The sequence below is a fragment of the Rhodopseudomonas faecalis genome, assembly GCF_003217325.1.
Taxonomy (GTDB): domain Bacteria; phylum Pseudomonadota; class Alphaproteobacteria; order Rhizobiales; family Xanthobacteraceae; genus Rhodopseudomonas; species Rhodopseudomonas faecalis.
Genome location: NZ_QJTI01000022.1, coordinates 61,603 through 78,854, shown reverse-complemented (window position 1 = coordinate 78,854; position 17,252 = coordinate 61,603). Strand labels below are relative to the sequence as shown.

General features: G+C 65.6%; 18 protein-coding genes. 9 read left to right on the top strand and 9 right to left on the bottom strand.

The genetic code is table 11. The features are described 5' to 3' along the window. Positions 1-212 precede the first annotated feature (212 nt). Both BJ122_RS15515 and BJ122_RS15510 read right to left on the bottom strand, forming a co-directional pair. Positions 213-1,406 carry an ABC transporter substrate-binding protein gene (locus BJ122_RS15515; protein ID WP_110782121.1) on the bottom strand — a complete coding sequence of 398 codons (1,194 nt, stop codon included), beginning with the start codon at positions 1,404-1,406 and terminating at the stop codon, positions 213-215. Between the two features lie 98 nt (positions 1,407-1,504). Further along, complete coding sequence (locus tag BJ122_RS15510; protein WP_110782120.1) at positions 1,505-2,491, bottom strand: cation diffusion facilitator family transporter; 987 nt, start codon at positions 2,489-2,491, stop codon at positions 1,505-1,507. 256 nt (positions 2,492-2,747) lie between these two features. Here BJ122_RS15510 and sdhC point away from each other — a divergent pair, with 256 nt between their 5' ends. The 6 genes from sdhC (at position 2,748) to BJ122_RS19665 (ending at position 7,302) form a co-directional block, all read left to right on the top strand. After that, positions 2,748-3,146: a succinate dehydrogenase, cytochrome b556 subunit gene (gene sdhC / locus BJ122_RS15505; RefSeq protein ID WP_027279017.1), complete on the top strand. Its 399-nt coding sequence runs from the start codon at positions 2,748-2,750 to the stop codon at positions 3,144-3,146. Beyond that, positions 3,143-3,562, top strand: coding sequence for a succinate dehydrogenase, hydrophobic membrane anchor protein (sdhD, locus tag BJ122_RS15500; RefSeq protein WP_110782119.1), 420 nt, complete (start codon positions 3,143-3,145; stop codon positions 3,560-3,562). Before sdhC ends, sdhD begins: the two co-directional genes overlap by 4 nt. Before the next feature lie 3 nt (positions 3,563-3,565). After that, the gene (sdhA, locus tag BJ122_RS15495; protein WP_110782118.1) at positions 3,566-5,389 is read left to right on the top strand and encodes a succinate dehydrogenase flavoprotein subunit; all 1,824 of its coding nucleotides are present in this window, start codon (positions 3,566-3,568) and stop codon (positions 5,387-5,389) included. Positions 5,390-5,410: 21 nt separating this feature from the next. Further along, on the top strand, positions 5,411-6,193 hold the full coding sequence (locus BJ122_RS15490) for a succinate dehydrogenase iron-sulfur subunit (protein WP_110782117.1): 783 nt from the start codon (positions 5,411-5,413) through the stop codon (positions 6,191-6,193). Between the two features lie 342 nt (positions 6,194-6,535). Then, positions 6,536-7,036: a pyridoxamine 5'-phosphate oxidase family protein gene (locus tag BJ122_RS15485; RefSeq protein ID WP_110782116.1), complete on the top strand. Its 501-nt coding sequence runs from the start codon at positions 6,536-6,538 to the stop codon at positions 7,034-7,036. Then, the gene (locus tag BJ122_RS19665) at positions 7,036-7,302 is read left to right on the top strand and encodes a hypothetical protein (protein ID WP_110782115.1); all 267 of its coding nucleotides are present in this window, start codon (positions 7,036-7,038) and stop codon (positions 7,300-7,302) included. Before BJ122_RS15485 ends, BJ122_RS19665 begins: the two co-directional genes overlap by 1 nt. A 632-nt stretch (positions 7,303-7,934) precedes the next feature. On the opposite strand, the gene BJ122_RS19835 is transcribed toward BJ122_RS19665, so the two are convergent. Next, positions 7,935-8,441 (bottom strand): hypothetical protein, encoded by a 507-nt coding sequence (locus tag BJ122_RS19835; protein WP_347337811.1) that lies wholly within the window; start codon positions 8,439-8,441, stop codon positions 7,935-7,937. On the opposite strand from BJ122_RS19835, the gene BJ122_RS19830 reads away from it, so the two are divergent. Beyond that, a complete protein-coding gene (locus tag BJ122_RS19830; protein WP_347337810.1) occupies positions 8,440-9,552 on the top strand; it encodes an OmpA family protein in 1,113 nt (370 codons plus the stop codon). The two genes, BJ122_RS19835 and BJ122_RS19830, sit on opposite strands and share 2 nt — an antisense overlap. A 188-nt stretch (positions 9,553-9,740) precedes the next feature. Here BJ122_RS19830 and BJ122_RS15470 read toward each other — a convergent pair whose 3' ends face one another. The 4 genes from BJ122_RS15470 to BJ122_RS15455 form a co-directional block, all read right to left on the bottom strand. Continuing rightward, on the bottom strand, positions 9,741-10,127 hold the full coding sequence (locus tag BJ122_RS15470; protein ID WP_027279024.1) for an MAPEG family protein: 387 nt from the start codon (positions 10,125-10,127) through the stop codon (positions 9,741-9,743). A 202-nt stretch (positions 10,128-10,329) separates the two neighbouring features. Continuing rightward, positions 10,330-11,430 (bottom strand): lipocalin-like domain-containing protein, encoded by a 1,101-nt coding sequence (locus BJ122_RS15465; protein WP_110782113.1) that lies wholly within the window; start codon positions 11,428-11,430, stop codon positions 10,330-10,332. After that, positions 11,420-13,885: an FtsX-like permease family protein gene (locus tag BJ122_RS15460; protein ID WP_110782112.1), complete on the bottom strand. Its 2,466-nt coding sequence runs from the start codon at positions 13,883-13,885 to the stop codon at positions 11,420-11,422. Before BJ122_RS15460 ends, BJ122_RS15465 begins: the two co-directional genes overlap by 11 nt. Further along, positions 13,882-14,535 carry an ABC transporter ATP-binding protein gene (locus tag BJ122_RS15455; protein WP_110782126.1) on the bottom strand — a complete coding sequence of 218 codons (654 nt, stop codon included), beginning with the start codon at positions 14,533-14,535 and terminating at the stop codon, positions 13,882-13,884. Before BJ122_RS15455 ends, BJ122_RS15460 begins: the two co-directional genes overlap by 4 nt. Positions 14,536-14,729: 194 nt before the next feature. Here BJ122_RS15455 and BJ122_RS15450 point away from each other — a divergent pair, with 194 nt between their 5' ends. After that, positions 14,730-15,983 (top strand): ATP-binding protein, encoded by a 1,254-nt coding sequence (locus BJ122_RS15450; protein ID WP_110782111.1) that lies wholly within the window; start codon positions 14,730-14,732, stop codon positions 15,981-15,983. Positions 15,984-15,994: 11 nt separating this feature from the next. Here the strand turns inward: BJ122_RS15450 and BJ122_RS15445 are convergent, their stop codons facing one another. Then, complete coding sequence (locus BJ122_RS15445; RefSeq protein ID WP_110782110.1) at positions 15,995-16,177, bottom strand: hypothetical protein; 183 nt, start codon at positions 16,175-16,177, stop codon at positions 15,995-15,997. 186 nt (positions 16,178-16,363) lie between these two features. On the opposite strand from BJ122_RS15445, the gene BJ122_RS15440 reads away from it, so the two are divergent. Continuing rightward, positions 16,364-16,564, top strand: coding sequence for a hypothetical protein (locus BJ122_RS15440; RefSeq protein ID WP_027279029.1), 201 nt, complete (start codon positions 16,364-16,366; stop codon positions 16,562-16,564). Positions 16,565-16,651: 87 nt separating this feature from the next. On the opposite strand, the gene BJ122_RS15435 is transcribed toward BJ122_RS15440, so the two are convergent. Further along, a complete protein-coding gene (locus BJ122_RS15435; protein WP_245407746.1) occupies positions 16,652-16,960 on the bottom strand; it encodes a hypothetical protein in 309 nt (102 codons plus the stop codon). Positions 16,961-17,252: the final 292 nt, after the last annotated feature.

Below are 17,252 nucleotides of genomic sequence, written 5' to 3'. Positions count from 1 at the left end.
CGAAACGGCATGGAACGCCTCCCCAAAAAGAGCCATTCCAGCCATTGTGATGTGTCCGCTATGTCCCTGAACACCCGTCAGGGATGTCCCCGGGCCAAACAACAAGCGCGGGCATGACGGCCATCGCGGGGGCGATGGTCTGACGCGCGTCTTGACCCGAACCCGGGACGCCGCGCTGAGCGCGGCATCCCGGAAGATCAGAGCGCCTGCCGTTACTTGGTCAGCGGGCAGCCGCTCGCCGCCGCGGTCGGGAACGCGCTGTCGCCGGGCACGGTCGCGAGCAGCTTGTAGTAGTCCCAGGGCTTCTTCGATTCCGAAGGCTTCTTGACCTCGAACAGATACAGGTCGTGCACGAACCGGCCATTGGCCAGCACCTTGCCGCTGGCGAAAGCGTCATCGACCGGCAGTTCCTTGATCTTGGCCGCGACCGCCTCGGTGTCCTTGGTGCCGGCGGCCTTGACCGCCTTCAGATAAGACAGCGTCGACGAATAGGTGCCGGCATGGATCATGTTCGGCATCCGGCCGGTGCGCTTGAAGAATTTTTCCGCGAAGGCGCGCGATTTGTCGTCCCGGTCCCAGTAATAGGCTTCGGTCAGCACCAGACCCTGCGCGGCCTGCAGGCCGAGCCCATGCACCTCGGCGATCGTCATCAGCAGCCCGGCGAGCTTTTGGCCGCCGGCGACGATGCCGAATTCCGCAGCCTGCTTGATCGAATTGGTGGTGTCGAGCCCGGCATTGGCGAGGCCGACCACCTTGGCTTTCGAGCTTTGCGCCTGCAGCAGGAATGACGAGAAGTCCGAGGAATTGAGCGGGTGCCGCACCGCGCCCAGCACCTTGCCGCCATTGGCCTGCACCACTTCGCTGGTGTCTTTCTCCAGCGCGTAGCCGAACGCGTAGTCAGCGGTCATGAAGTACCAGCTATCGCCGCCGGATTTCACCAGCGCGCCGCCGGTGCCGACCGCCAGAGCGTGGGTATCGAACGCCCAGTGGAAGCCATAGGGCTGGCAGGCATCGCCGGTGATGCGCGAGGTCGCCGCGCCGACTACGATGTCGATCTTCTTCTTCTCGCGCGACAATTCCTGCACCGCCAGCGCCACCGACGAGGTGGTCAGCTCGGTGATCATGTCCACGCCATCAACATCGTACCATTTACGCGCAATGCTGACGCCGATATCGGGCTTGTTCTGGTGATCGGCGGTGACGATCTCGATCTTTTGGCCCAGCACTTCGCCGCCAAAATCCTCGACGGCCATGCGCGCCGCTTCCAGCGACCACTTGCCGCCATAGTCGGCATAGACGCCGGACTGGTCGTTCAGGATGCCGATCTTCACGCCTTGCGCATAGCCAGGCGTGGCGCTCAAAGCGGCGCAGGCGGCAAACGCGATCGACCATGAACTGAATTTCATTCCAACCTCCCAATGTCATTATTTTGGGGCAGGTTAGGAGAGAAATTGGCGGCTGCCCAGCGTTTTTCGCACGGCAGCAGACGGCTCAAAGCCGCGCGCTACACCACATGATCGGGCGCCAGCGCGCACGGCGTTGCCGGATCGGTCTCGACCTGGATGGTGCTGTGGGCGATGCCGAAATCGTGCTGCAGCCGGTGCGCGATGTCATGCAGATAACCGTCGCCGGGATGCCCGCCCGGGATCACCAGATGGCAGGTGAGCGCAATTTCCGTGGTGCTCATCGGCCAGATGTGCAGGTCGTGCACTTCGCTCACTCCGGCGCAGCTTGACAGCATGGTGCGCACCGCGGCCGGATCGATCTGGCGCGGCACGGCGCCGAGCGACATCGCGACGCTGTCGCGCAGCAGGCCCCAGGTTCCGGCGACAATCACCGCCGCGATCACCAGGCTGGTGACCGGATCGATCCACAGCCAGCCGGTCAGCATGATGCCCAAGCCGGCCAGCACCACGCCGAGCGAGACTGCGGCATCGGCCGCCATATGCAGATAGGCGCCGCGAATATTGAGATCGTCCTTGCGCCCGGCGGCAAACAGCCAGGCGGTGGCGCCGTTGATGACAATGCCGATCGCCGCCACCACGATCACCGTCAGTTCGGCGACTGGCTCCGGCTGCCGCAGCCGCATCAACGCTTCCCAGCCGATCGCGCCGACCGCGACCAGCAGGAACACCGCGTTGAACAGCGCCGCCAAAATCGAGGAGCCGCGCAAACCGTAAGTATAGCGCGGTGATGGCTGCCGCTTCGCCAGCGTCGCCGCGGTCCAGGCCACCAGCAGCCCGAGCACGTCGGACAGATTGTGGCCGGCATCCGCGACCAGCGCCATCGAGTTGCTGATCAGGCCGAACACCGCTTCGGTAATCACAAAGCCGGTGTTGAGCGCGATGCCGATCGCAAACGCCGTGCCGAAATCGCGCGGGGCATGGCTGTGACCGCTATGGTCATGGCGATGATCGCCATGGTGCGCTGCACAATCATGGTCATGCGCCGGCGTTGGCCGGTTCGGCTGGCTGCTCGGCGAATGGTCCATAGTGCGATGCTCCTGTGCCCAATTCGCGATTACCAACCACCGAATTTGAATACTAGAACATCGTGCCGGGAGCCGCGGTTCGCCAGACGAACGTGTACTGCACTGCAGCGAAAGCGAAAAACCTCGCGCAAACAATGAATCGGCGTTCGAATCGAGCGATTTCGTCATTGCGCTGAGTGGCCCAGCTTCGTAAATAAGTCCGCGATTTCGCGGACCCAGGGGCCTCCGCTCGCCCCGCCAACCAGCACAGCAGCCGATGCCAGCCAGGATTGAACGACCGCTCTCGCCGCATATGCAAGCCTATCGCTGGACGTTGACGATGACGTTGTCGATCGTTCACCGTGCCACCGGCATTGCACTGTATTTCGGAATGCTGCTGCTCGCGTGGTGGCTGATCGCCGTCGGTGCCGGCCCGGGGGCGTATGCCACCGTGCAGGCCTTCACCGGCAGCTGGATCGGGAAGCTGATCGTGTTCGGCTACACCTGGTCGCTGATGCACCATCTGCTGAGCGGCATCCGCCACTTCATCTGGGACCTCGGCTACGGCTTCGGCACCGCCGACCGCGAATGGTTGAGCTGGGCGGCCCTGATCGGCGGCATCGTGCTCACCGTGCTGCTGTGGGTCGCGGCTTTTGCTTTGGGAGGCGGACGATGAGCTCGAACCCGCAGGCTGGGGGCAACAAGCCCGTCCCCTCAATGCGCACGCCGCTCGGCAAGGTGCGCAAACTCGGACCCGCCCGCTCGGGGACCAGCGATTTCTGGCAGCAGCGTATTTCCGGCGTCGCGATGACGCTGATGATCCTGCCGGCGATCATCATCATCATGATGCTGCTCGGCCGTAATCAGGCCGGCGCCGCGCAGATCCTCGGCTCGCCGCTGATCGCGCTGACCATGATTCTGTTCATCATCGCCAGCGCCATTCACATGAAGATCGGCATGCAGGTGGTGATCGAGGACTACGTCCAGAACGAAAAGCTCAAGCTCGTCACCATCATGGCCAATAATTTCTTCTCGATTGCGGTCGCGCTGGCCCCGATCTTCGCCATCATCAAACTATCCTCCGGAGTGTAACGCATGGCCGCAAATGGCAACGGCGCGCCGGCCATCAACGGCCGCGCCTATCCCATTGAAGACCACACCTACGATGTCGTCGTGGTTGGAGCCGGCGGCGCCGGCCTGCGCGCCGTGGTCGGCTGCAGTGAAGCCGGGCTGCGTACCGCCTGCATCAGCAAGGTGTTTCCGACCCGCTCCCACACCGTGGCGGCGCAGGGCGGCATTTCCGCCGCGCTCGGCAATATGCACAAGGACGACTGGCGCTGGCACATGTACGACACCGTCAAGGGGTCGGACTGGCTCGGCGACCAGGACTCGATCGAATACATGGTCCGCAACGCGCCGCAGGCGGTGTACGAGCTCGAACATTGGGGCGTGCCGTTCTCGCGCACCGAAGACGGCAAGATCTATCAGCGTCCGTTCGGCGGCATGACCATGGAGTTCGGCAAGGGGCAGGCGCAGCGCACTTGCGCGGCGGCCGACCGTACCGGCCACGCCATGCTGCACACCATGTATGGCCAGGCGCTGCGTCACAACGCCGAGTTCTACATCGAGTTCTTCGCCATCGACCTGATCATGGACGATCAGGGCGTGTGCCGCGGCGTGATCGCGCTCAAGCTCGATGACGGCTCGCTGCATCGCTTCAAGGCCCAGACCACCATCCTGGCCACCGGCGGCTATGGCCGCGCTTACGCCTCCTGCACTTCGGCGCATACCTGCACCGGCGACGGCGGCGCCATGGTGCTGCGCGCCGGCCTGGCGCTGCAGGACATGGAGTTCGTTCAATTCCACCCGACCGGCATCTATGGTTCGGGCTGTCTGATCACCGAAGGCGCGCGCGGCGAGGGCGGCTACCTGTCCAATTCCGAGGGCGAGCGCTTCATGGAGCGGTACGCGCCCTCGGCGCGGGACCTGGCGTCGCGTGACGTGGTGTCGCGCGCCATCACCATCGAAATTCGCGAAGGCCGCGGCGTCGGCAAGAAGAAGGATCACATCTTCCTTCATCTCGACCATCTCGACCCCGCGGTGCTGCACGAGCGGCTGCCGGGCATTTCGGAATCGGCGCGGATCTTCGCCGGCGTCGATGTCACCCGCGAGCCGATCCCGATCCTGCCGACCGTGCACTACAACATGGGCGGCATCCCGACCAATTATCATGGCGAAGTGGTCATCAAGCGCGAAGGCGACGACAACGCGGTGGTGCACGGCCTGATGGCGCTCGGCGAAGCGGCCTGCGTCTCGGTGCACGGCGCCAACCGGCTCGGCTCCAACTCGCTGATCGACCTCGTGGTGTTCGGCCGTGCCGCGGCGCTGCGCTGCGCCGAGAAGCTGACCCCGCATGGCAAGCAGCCGGAACTGCCGGCCGATTCCGCCGACAAGGCGCTCGCCCGGCTCGATCGCTTCCGTTACGCCTCGGGCGGCACCTCGACCGCGCGGCTGCGCGAGCAGATGCAGCACGTCATGCAGAACAATTGCGCGGTGTTCCGCACCGGCGAAGTGCTGCAGGAAGGCAAGGAGCTGATCCACAAGGTCTATCAAGGCATCAGCGACCTCGGCGTCAGCGATCGCTCGCTGATCTGGAACTCGGACCTGATCGAAACGCTCGAGTTCGACAATCTGATCGCGCAGGCGGTGGTGACCATGGAATCGGCCGCCAACCGCACCGAAAGCCGTGGCGCGCATGCCCGCGAAGATTTCCCGGATCGCGACGACAAGAACTGGATGAAGCACACGCTGGCGTGGATCGACCACGACGGCTCCACCACGATCGATTACCGCCCGGTGCACGATTACACGATGACCAACGACGTTCAGTACATCCCGCCGAAGGCGCGGGTGTACTAAGCGTGAGAGAAGGCTAGCACGATGGTCGAATTCGCTCTCCCGAAGAACTCCAAGATCCAGGAAGGCAAGACTTGGCCGAAGCCGGAAGGCGCGACTTCGCTCCGCGAGTTCAAGGTCTATCGCTGGAATCCGGACGACACCAAGAACCCGAGCATCGACACCTATTATGTCGACACCGGCGACTGCGGCCCGATGGTCTTGGACGGCCTGATCTGGATCAAGAACAACATTGATCCGACGCTGACCTTCCGCCGCTCGTGCCGTGAAGGCGTGTGCGGTTCGTGCGCGATGAATATCGATGGCGAGAACACGCTGGCCTGCACCAAGGCGATGGACGACACCCGCAGCAACGCGGTGAAGATCACGCCGCTGCCGCATCAGTCGGTGGTGAAAGACCTGGTGCCCGATCTCACCAATTTCTACGCGCAGCATGCCTCGGTGCAGCCCTGGCTGCAGACCATCACGCCGACGCCGCAGAAGGAATGGCGCCAGAGCCGCGAAGACCGTGAAAAGCTCGACGGGCTGTATGAGTGCATTCTGTGCGCCTGCTGCTCGACCTCGTGCCCGAGCTATTGGTGGAACTCGGATCGCTTCCTCGGTCCGGCCGCGCTGCTGCAGGCGACTCGCTGGGTCGAAGACAGCCGCGACGAGGCCACCGGCGAGCGGCTCGACAACATCGAAGATCCGTTCCGGATCTATCGCTGCCACACCATCATGAACTGCGCCAAGGCTTGCCCGAAGGGTCTGAACCCGTCGGAAGCGATCGCCCATCTGAAGCTGAAGCTGGTCGAACGGCAGATCTGAGCCGCAGACGTCATCTCATGTTACGCAATGGCCGGACCCGTTCCGGCCATTGTCGTTTCTGTGTCCCGAGTCTCTCTGAGTTCTTGATCGTTTTTGATACCAATGGCGATTGATACCAACCACTCCGCACGTCATGGCCGGGCTCGTCCCGGCCATCCACGTCTTTGATCTTGCGGCGATTTTAAGACGTGGATACCCGCGACAAGCGCGGGTATGACGGTCCTTGGTACGACCCGATCGTATGAGTGCAGTTTCTGCCGGCTTTGGCGCTGCGGAACCTTGCCTGCGCCTCTCCGTTATCGGTCCCACATGGATGGCCGGTGCCAGCAGGAGAGCGTGCCAATGGCAACAACGTCGGCAACGAGGTCGCAGAGCGCAGATGCGCAGCAGGTCTGGGACCTGATGAAGCGTATCACCTTCGCGATGCTGGTGACGCGCGATGGCGATCAATTGCGTTCGCGGCCGATGGCGGCGTACTGCGATCCCGCGCACGGCACGATCTATTTTCTGACCGACGTACGTCGTCATAAGGACGATGAGATCGCGCGTGATCACCGCGTCAATCTTGCCTTCGCTGATAGTTCGAAACACAACTACGTCTCGGTCAGCGGCCGCGCGAGCGTCAGCGATGACCGTGCCAAGATCAAGGAGCTGTTCACGGCCGCCGCGAAAGCGTGGTGGGACAGCGCTGATGATCCCAACATTCGGCTGCTCACCGTGGTGCCAGAGGAAGCCGAATATTGGGATTCGCCAGGCTCGCTGATCAGCTCGGTGAAGATGGCGTTGGCCGTGCTCGGCGGCGGCCGCCCCGACCTTGGCGATCACCGCAAGGTCTCGATCTGATGCCCAATCAGCCTGTAGAGCCCGTCACCGAGCCACCGGAAATCCCGCCGCCGACTCCGGGGACGCCGACCGAACCGCCGATCGAACAGCCGCCCGGTGAGCCGCAGCAGCCCGATGTGCCTGCGCCAATCCGCGATCCGGGCGCGCCGCCGCCGCCCGATGAATTGCCGGGCCACACGCCCGATGAGTTGCCGATCCGTGGCCCACAACCACCCCAGCCCGGATCGCCCAGCGCGGCTGCTAAAATTGATCTGAACCCGCGATGAATGATGTCAGTCATAATCAGAGCGGCGCGCGAAATATAAAGTGCCATTCGTAGTTCCTGCGCCACAATCCGGCCCAACCGCTGGCAATTGCTGATACGCGGATCGCACCGCTAATCTGGCGGAATTGATTCGAGAGATTCGAACTATTCGTTTCGAGCTATTTGGAAGCACCTTCCCTGAGGAATTCGTCATATGACAACTCTACGCCTCGCTTTGCTCGCTACCTCAGCCTTGACGATCGCTCATCTGGCCGTCGGTCCGGCGACGGCGCAAAGCGCGCCGACCGTCGTGGCGCAAGCGGCTGCTCCCGCCGAGCCCGAGCAGAAGCGCCCGCCCGGTGCCGCGCCGCAGCGTCCCGCTCAGCCGCCCGCGGCCGCCCCAAAACCCGCCGCGCCGCCGCAAGCCGCTCCCCCACCCGCGCCGCGTGCCGAGCCTCCGGCCGTCCGGCCCGCGCCGCCGCCTCCGCCGCGCGCGGCCGAACCGCCGCCTGCCCCGCGTCGTGAACCGCCGCCGCCCGCCGCGACCCGTCCTGCGCCGCCGCCGCCCGCGCCTTCCGTTGCACCGCGCGCTGCTGAGCCGCCCGCAACTCGCCCGGCTCCGCCGGCGCAGCAGCAGCCATCAGTGGCGCCGCGTCAGGTGACGCCGCCCGCGAGCCCGGCTCCGGAGCGTCCGGCCGCGCCGAAGGCTGATGCGCCGGCCGCGCCCAAGGCGGACACGCCCGCGACGCCCAAGGCCGATACGCCGTCCACGCCGCGCCGTCCGGCGCAGCCGTCGGACGCCGAAGCACCGAGCCGTCCGACCCCGCCGGCCCGACCGGGCATGACCGCGCCATCAGCGCCGGGCACGCCGTCGGTGGACGCGCCGGCCACCAAGTCTGGTCCGCCGGCTGGCCGTCCGCCGGCTCCGGCTGCCACCAGCCCGACGTCGCCGTCGCCCGCGCCTTCCTCGTCAGCGCCGGCGACCCCTGCGCCTTCGACCACGACGCCTTCGACCTCAACGCCGTCGACTCCGGCGCCGTCGGCCAGCGAGCCGACCACCAGGCCGTCGGTGCCCGCCACCGCGCCCGCGACCCAGCCGGCGACGCCGCCCTCGGTATCCCCGAGCGACAGCAGCCGTCCCGCGGTGCCGGGCGACGCCATGCGTCCCGCCACCCCGGAGACCCGTCCGACCGTGCCTGGCGCCACCGACCCGCGCGCGACCCTGCCGCCCGGCACGCCGATCGCCCGCACCCCGCCGCCGACCGTGACCGCGCCGCTGCCGCCGGTGCCGACCTCGCCGCAGGCGGTGGCGCCGATCGCGCCGACCGTACGGCCCGGCGAAGGCCGCAATATGCAGGACTTCCGCAGCGAACGCCGCGAAGTGCAGCAGGGCGGCCGCACGGTGATCACCGAGCCCGGCCGCGTGATCGTGCGCGATCCGAGCGGTCAGTCGTTCATCCGGCACAACGAGGTCGATCGCTTCCGCTACGGCGCCCGCGACGTCCGCACCGAACGTGCCCGCGGCGGCGAGAGCCGCACCATCGTGGTGCGTCCGGACGGCACACAGATCATCACGATCACCGATCGCGACGGTCAGTTGCTGCGCCGGATCCGGCGTGACGACCGCGGCCGCGAGATCGTCATCATCGACAACTCGTATCGCGGGCCGCGTGGTCCGGCCGGCTTCTATGTCGACCTGCCGCCGCCGGTGCTGCGCATTCCGCGCGATCGTTACATCGTCGATGCTGAAGGCGCGCCGCCCGAGCTGATCTACGACACGCTGATGGCGCCGCCGGTCGATCGCATCGAACGGCGCTACTCGCTGGACGAAATCCGCTATAGCCCGGCGGTGCGCCAGCGCATGCCGTCGATCGATCTCGACACCATCAACTTCGATACCGGCTCCTGGGAAATCACCCCGGATCAGGCTTCGAAGCTGCAAGTGATCGCCGATGGTCTGAACCGCGCCATCGAACGCAATCCGCGCGAGGTGTTCTTGATCGAAGGTCACACCGATGCGGTCGGCTCGGACGTCGACAATCTGTCGCTGTCCGATCGGCGCGCCGAAGCGGCCGCGACGCTGCTCACCCAGCAGTTCGGCGTGCCGGCGGAAAACCTGACCTCGCAGGGCTATGGCGAGCAGTATCTGAAGATCCAGACCGATGGCGCCGAGCGGCAGAACCGCCGCGTCACCGTCCGCCGCATCACGCCGCTGCTCAATGGTGGCAGCGCGTCGCTGCCGCCGCCGCCTCCCGGTGCCCGGCCGCGCTAACGGCCGCATCGCATCACAACATTGGAAAGCCGCGCATCAGCGCGGCTTTTCTCTTTGGTGCGCGATGTTTAGCTGGTGATGATCATGTCATGATGCGTCATGGCCGGGCTCATGTGTCGGTGCCGCATTCAGACGTGGATGCCCGCGACACAGCGCGGGTAGGACGAGGCTCGGGTTAGCTCGATGGATTACAGCATCGACGAAACCACGCCATAGAACGCGCCGGCCCACAGCAGCAGCCCCGCCACGCTCTGCACGGCGAAGCCGGCGCCGCGCTTGCTGGCGGCGGCGGTGTAGCCAACGAGATAGATGATGCGGCCAATGATCCACACCGCGCCAAGCGCGGCGGCAATGGCGTCGCTGAGATAGATCGCGAACAGCCACAGCGAAGGCAGGAAGAACGGCAGCCATTCCAGCGTGTTCATCTGCACGCGGAAAACGCGCTCGAAATCCGGGTTGCCGCTGATCGCGGGTGGCTTGATGCCATAGGTGACGCGGGCACGCGCCACCTGCACCGACGTGTAAAAATAGAACATCACGGCGAGCAGGGTCGCAATCGCGGTGAAATGATACATGACGGTCCTCCCTGATTATTTTCTTTCAAGCGCAAATCGAACGTCGTGCAAACGAACAGTCGCCTGCCGCGGCTAATATCATCACGTCTCAATCATGACCGTCATGGCCGCGCTTGTCGCGGGTATCCACGTCTTGAAGCTCGTGCAACAGTGAAGACGTCGATGGCCGGGACGCGCCCGGCCACGACGTGCGGATAGTTACTCAACCGCCGTTGGCATTATATCCTGTCATCTCCAGATAGCCGTTGCCGGCGTGGCTGCCGGACACTGTGATCGGTCCCTCCCAATAAGGAAAGCGCGTCGTCATCCAGCTATTGGCATTGAGCGGCGTGCTGGTCAGCGCCACCCCGCGCCCTGGGATTGCGATGCGCCAGGAGGTCGGCACGCGCCGTTCGCCGATCATGGTTTCGGCGGTCGGCGTCAGCTCGATGCCGTCCGTGGGCAGCGCCGTTGAGTGACCATCAATGCCGATCCAATTGCCGGCGAAGTAATGACGGCCGTCGCTGTGCCGCAGCCGGAACAGCATCAGCTTGTCGCCGCTGCTCAGATGCAGCGAAAACCAGTCCCAGCCGGTCTGGTCGGAGGCGAGCGGCTGGCTGCTCCATTCGCGGTCCATCCAGGCATGGCCGCGCACCGCGCTCACGCGCCCGCCGAGCGTGACGCTGCCCTCGGCCTCGAAATAGGGCTGGCTGTAGTAATAGGACGCCTGGCCGCGTTCGGATTTCTTGCTGTAGCCGCGGTCGCCTTGCAGCACCACTGGCCGTTCGGTTCGCAGTTTGAGCGCGTAGCTGAAATCGGCGCCGGCGGCGCTGACTTCGAGCGGCGCCAGCGATGCGGCGCTGGTCGCCTCGTTGCCGCGCAGCTGCCAATTGTCGAGATGCGCGCTGAACGGCGTCGCGGTCACCGTGGCCTGGCCGATGCCGCCGCGTGCAAAGCGTTCGGCGCTGTGATGACTGGTAGCGCGCGTCACCGCGGCATGCGCCATCCACATCTGCCGGCTGCCCCAGCCGCTGCCCTCGCCGCCCGGCGCCATTGCTTGGCGGAACAGCGTCCATTGCAGGCCGAGCGGCTCTCCGCGCTCATCGGTGAGATTGGCGGTCAGGTACCACCATTCGATCCGGAAATCGGGATGGGCGCCGTGATCGGCAGGGAAGCTGAGGGTTTTGCCGGGCAGCACCTCGGTAAAACCGCTCGCCTCGCTGCCGAGCCCGGCAAAGCCTTGTGCGCGCGCGGCACGCGCCAGCAACAGCGTGGCCAGCCCGCCCGCAAAGGCACGACGCGACAGCAGCCAATTAGCGCTCATCAGCAAACACCTTCACCAATTGCGCCGGCTGGGTGCGCAGCAGCTTGATGATCGGCAGCAGCGCCGCCAGCAGCGCGGCGAGCAGCGCCACCGCCAAGAGTTGCGCCAGCTCAGTGGGGAACACCGCAAACGGCAGGCGCCAGCCAAACGCTTTGACGTTCACCACCGCGATCAGACACCACGCCACCAAGAGCCCGAGCGGCAATGCCAGCAGCGCGGTGATCAGCGCCATCGCCATGGTCTTGCCGAGTTCCAGCAGCGCCAGCTTCCGCCGTGTCAGCCCGAGCGCCCAGAGCGGCGCGAGCTGCGGCAGCCGCGACTGACTGAGCGTCAGCAGGCTGGTGAACAGCGCAACGCCAGCGATGCCGAGCGTGAACGCGTTCAGCGCATTGGTGACTGCGAAGGTGCGGTTAAAGATCCGCTTTGATTCCGTTTTCACCAAGCTCTGATCGGCAAGGCTGCGATTGTCGAGATGAAAGCGATCGCGCAGTTCGCTGACCAGCGCCGGCACCGCCTCCGGCGTGACGCGCAGCCCGAACCGGGTCTGGGCGATGCCGGGGAAATGCGCGACCAGCGCGTCGATGCCAACACCGAGCTGGCCGCGCGGATTGCCGTAGTCAGCATAGATTGCCACGATGTCGAGCGGCCAAGTCCCGGTCGGGGTGGGCACCTGCAGCCGGTCGCCGAGTTTCAGTTTCATGCGGCGGGCGAGTTGCTCGCTGACCATCACGCCGTCGCCGGCCGCCAGCCGGTCCCAGCTGTTGGTGGTTGCTTGCAGCAGCGGCCAGTTGTCCCGGTAGGTGGCGTGATCGGCAAAGCCGAGCAGATCGGTCGGCCAGCCCTCCAGCTTCACCTCGGCACGCACGCCGGGCAGCACCGCTTGCACCTGCGGCCGATCGCGTAGCAGCGCCTTGATTTCGGCGGCCTGCGCTTCATCAGCGGCGCTGACATAGACCTCGGCGGCGAGCCTGCCATCCAGCCAGACATTGAAGGTGCGCGAGAAACTTTGCACCATGGTGCCAACGCCGACATTGACGCCGAGCGCCAGCAGCAGCGCCATCAAGGCCAGTGACAGGCCGGATAGTTGCAGCCGGCTATCGGCCCAGAACCAGGTGGCGACCGGCCTGCTGGTGAGCCGTTCGCCAAGGCGCAGCAGCACGCCGAGCACCGCGGGCAGCCCGAGCGCGGCGCCGAGCAGAATGGTCGCCAGCACCGCAAAGCCGGTGGTGAGCGAATCGCCGAGCCACACCAGCAGGGCGCCGACCAGCGCCAATGCCAAGGCGGCGCCGCCTTGCAGCAGCAGCCAGCGCTGCTGGGTATCCTGCCAGGCGCGCGGCTGTGCGGCGGTCAGCACCGGCAGGCGGCTCGCCTTCAGCAGGCTGGCGGTCGAGGCGGTGAGCGCGCCGATCACGCTGATCGCCAGCCCAGCAAACCACCAGCTTGGCCGCAGCGACAATTGGCCGGGCAACTGCGCGCCATAGAGCCCGCGCAGCGTCGCGGCGACATCGGGCAGCAGCGCCGCCGCGATGCAGTAACCACCGATCAGGCCGATCAGGCCGCCGAGCAATGACAGCAGCAATAGTTCAGTGATCAGCACGGCATTGAGTTCGGCCGCCGAAGCGCCGCAGGCGCGCAGCGTGCGCAGCATCGGACGGCGCTGCTCGAAGGCGAGCCCAATCGCCGAATTGACGATGAATAAGCCGACCAGGAACGACAGCAGCCCGAACGCGGTGAGGTTGAGATGGAAACTGTCGGTCAGCCGCTCGAGATCGGTGGCATCATCGGCGGCGACATAACGCAGCTGATCGCCGACCACGCTGCGCAGCTCGGCGCGCGGGCCGTGATCGGCTGAGCCGATCAGCAGTTTCGATAGCTGATCGGGCTTGTTCAGCAGATGCTGCGCAATGCCGATATCGACCACCAGCACGCCCGGCACCAGCTCGGGCTGCGGCGTCAGCGGCGGTAGCGCCAGCCCGGCATCGGTGGTCAGCACCGCGCCGGCACTGGCTTTCAGCTCCTTGAGCGTCTCCGGCGCCAGCAGCGCCTGGCCGGGCGGCGTCAGGAAGTTTTGGAGTTCGCCGCCGGTGATGCCGGGCGCGGTGCCGGCCTCGATCGGCATCGACAGCGGCTCGATGCCGAGCAGCCGCAGCGTGCGGCCGCCGACCTGCACGCGGCCTTCCAGCAGCGGCGACACCGGCCAGCCGGCGCGGCGCAGCTCGACAAACAGGCTTTGCGCAAAACTGTCGCCGCTGCGGCTTTCCAGCATCGCGGTGCGGCTGCCGCCAAGCGCAGCGGCGGCACGGTCATAACTGGTGCGGGCCTGCTGATTGAGCGCCTGCACGCCGCTCCACAGCGCGGTGGCGGCGATCAGGCCGATCAGCAGCGTTGCCAGTTGCAAGGGATGGCGCTGCCAATGGCTGAGCAGCACCCGCAGCATCCACAGCGCGCGCCTCACGCGATCAACCCCGCGCGCAGATGCACCTGGCGATCCAGCAGCGCCGCCAGCCGTTCGCTGTGGGTCACCATCAGAAAACTGCAGCCGCTGCGCGTCACCAGATCGCGCACCAGCCGCATCACCTCGTCGGCGGTCGCTTCATCGAGATTGCCGGTCGGCTCGTCGGCGAGCAGCAGCAAGGGCTTAGGCGCCAGCGCCCGGCCGATCGCGACGCGCTGCTGCTGGCCGCCGGACAATTGTTCGGGATAGCGCCGGGTCAGGGCGGCAAGGCCGAGCCGCTCGGTCAATTCGCGCAGCCAGTCCGGGTCATGGCGGCCGGCGAGCTTGGCCTGGAACGCGAGATTGTCGGCGACCGTCAGGCTCGGGATCAGATTGAATTGCTGGAACACCAGGCCGAGGCGGTCGCGGCGAAACGCGGCGCGGCCGGCATCGGGCAGGCTCGAAATCACGGTGTCGCCGAACCGCACCTCGCCACTGTCGGGCTGGTCGAGCCCGGCGATCAGATGCAGCAAGGTGCTCTTGCCGCTGCCGGATTCGCCGGTCAGCGCCACGCTCTCGCCCGCGCCGACCCCCAGATCGATGCCGCGCAGCACTTTGATGCGGTCCGGTCCCGAACGGTACGATTTGGTGAGGGCGCGGATGCGCAGCATCTGCCTGAGGCTGGCGTGGCTACCGTGCATCGCGGCCGTGCTCGCGCTCGATCATTCTACGTCCTCGCTTGTCGCTAGGCGGCGGGTTCTTGTCATATTGGGCCGCAAGGTCCGCGACTCAAGCGCTGCCAGGCGCGTGCTGCCCGGTACTGTGTACGCTTGAACTGCGGGCCGGTTTCGCGCTACGGCGGCGAATGGCCTCTGCCTCGCGCCCGACCAAGCCGCTGCGCGTGCTGCTGTCCGAAGGCGGCAGCACCTCGGCGCGCGAGACGATCACGCTGCTTGGGCTCGCCGGCCATCATGTCGAGATTTGCGATCCGTCGCCGCGCTGTTTTGGCCGGATGTCGCGCTTTGTGCGCGCCTTTCACCGCTGTCCGGGGCTGCGCTCCGACCCGCTCGGCTATCTCAGCTTTGTCGAGGAGCTGTTGGCGCGGCGTCCGTTCGACGTGCTGCTGCCGATTCATGAGCAGGGCCTGCTGTTTGCCAAGGTGCAGCATCGCCTGCGCCAGCACACCGCCTTGGCGCTGCCGAGCTTTGCCAGCTATCGCACCGCGCTCGACAAAGCGACGTTTAGCGCGGTTCTGAGTGAACTCGGCCTGCCGCAGCCGGTGACCACCATTGTCGATTCACTGGCCGCGGCGCGCACTCATGCCGTGGGCGAGGCGCCACTGGTGATCAAGGCCGCGATCGGCACCGCCAGCCGCGGCGTCTGGCTGGTGCGCAATGCCGACCAACGCGCGGCGGCGTTCGCCGAGCTTGATCAACTCAATCTTGGCGATGGTCAGATCCTGTTGCAGCAATGGGTCGATGCGCCGGTCGAACACGCTCAGGCGGTGTTCCGCGACGGCGAGCTGCTGGCGCTGCATGGCTATCAGCGGCTGATCGAGGGCGCTGGCGGCGGTCCGGCGCTCAAGCAGAGCGTGCGGCGCGACCTGGTGCGCACCGATCTTGCGCGGCTCGGCCGGCATCTTGGGTGGCACGGCGCGATGTCGCTGGATTATCTGTGGCACAATGAGACCGCGCTCTACATCGACTGCAATCCGCGGCTGGTCGAGCCGATGAGCGCGGCGCTCGCCGGCTGCGATCTGCTCGGCGCGTTGCTGCAAGTGTCGCTCGGCGAGGCGTCCGTACCGCTTGCGCCGGGGCGCGAGGGCGTGCGCAGCCATCTTGCGATGCAGGTGCTGCTCGGTGCGGCGCAGCGCGAAGGCTCGCGGCGGGCGCTGCTGCGCGAAATGCGGTCGCTGCTGACCGCAGGCGGGCGTTATCACGGCAGCGTCGAAGAACTGACGCCGGTACGCCATGATTGGCTGAGCGCGGTGCCGCTGACGGCGACGGCGCTATTGCTGTTGACGCAGCCGAGGCTGGCAGAAACGCTGGCGGCAAAAGGATGGGGCGAGCATTTGCTCGATACGGACGCGCTGCGCACCATCGAGCGCGACGTCCGCTAGCAGCGCAAGGGTTACAGCCCGCGCTGTTCGTCGTCGCGGTCCGGTTCAGGCGAGCAGATATCGCCGGCGCCGTACAGTTCATCTTCCCAGCCGGCCGGTTTCGGCGCGGGTGTTGCTCCTGGCGTACTTTGTTGTTGCGGCGTGACCTGCTTGTTTTTCTTACGGGTCGCCGCCCGGATGATCCGTTCAATCATGGTTAACAATCCTTGAGTCAAAATAGCCGACAGGCGCGCAATCGGCGATCTTTATAAAACAGAATGTAAGCACGAAGTTCGACCGGCGGGCCGCGGAACGGACAGATCATATCTGCATTTTCTGCAAGATCGATGTTACACGGAGCAAGGTCGAGCGACCGATTCGCACGACCGAACGGAGTCCCAATGAGAAAGCCAAAGAGTGCCATCGAGGCGCCGACGGAAGGCTACTCGCTGATCGTCGATGGTCATTTCAAATCGCATCACACGACCATTGAGGCAGCCGAGCAGGCCGCGGTCGCACTGAAGAACCGCTATCGCATGCTGCAAGTGCAGGTCTATGACGCCGCGTCCAAGACGCGGTCGCTGGTCGCCGCACCGCTCTAAAACTGTCGGATTTTAATATTATCGGGATCATGCCGCCATGCGGCGGCAACCGCGCGCCGTTTACGACGCGCGGATGCAGGGGGCCGCTCAGATGCGGCGGCCGCCGCTCTGCTGGCTGGCCATCCAATCGGAAAAAGACTGCGCCTTCTTCTCGGGCTTGCTGACGCTCTTGGTCTTGGAACCGGAACCCGGCTTGGTGGTGCGGGTCACCTTCTTCACCGTTGCGCGCTGCGGTTCCGCCGCCTCGCGCGCCAGCCGCAAGGCGCGCAGACGAGCCATGTTATCGCGCACCGCCTGTGCTTCGGCGTCGCGCTGCTCTTTGGTTGATTTGCCCTGAAGATCAGGGCTGTCGGTGGCAGCGCGAAGTTGATCGCGCGCGGAGCTGTCGTCAGTCATATCGTATGGACTTTTTCTTGTCTTGCGTTGAGCGGACCACCTGAACGCGGCGCCGGTTTGGCAATCGACCACGGCGATGGCATCCGACTGCTGTGGCGATCGCGGCACCTTGATTTAACGTCTTCCGCGCCGCGGGCAAGTTTGGATTCCCTCCGCAAGCAAAAAGCGCTCGATTGCTGGTGGCAACGATCGAGCGCTTCAACTTTTGTGAGAAAAATTTTAGGGCTATCCCGCTGAGCGGGCACTTCATGCGAGCGAAATGACGCCCTGTAGACGATCCGTGATCGCGAGA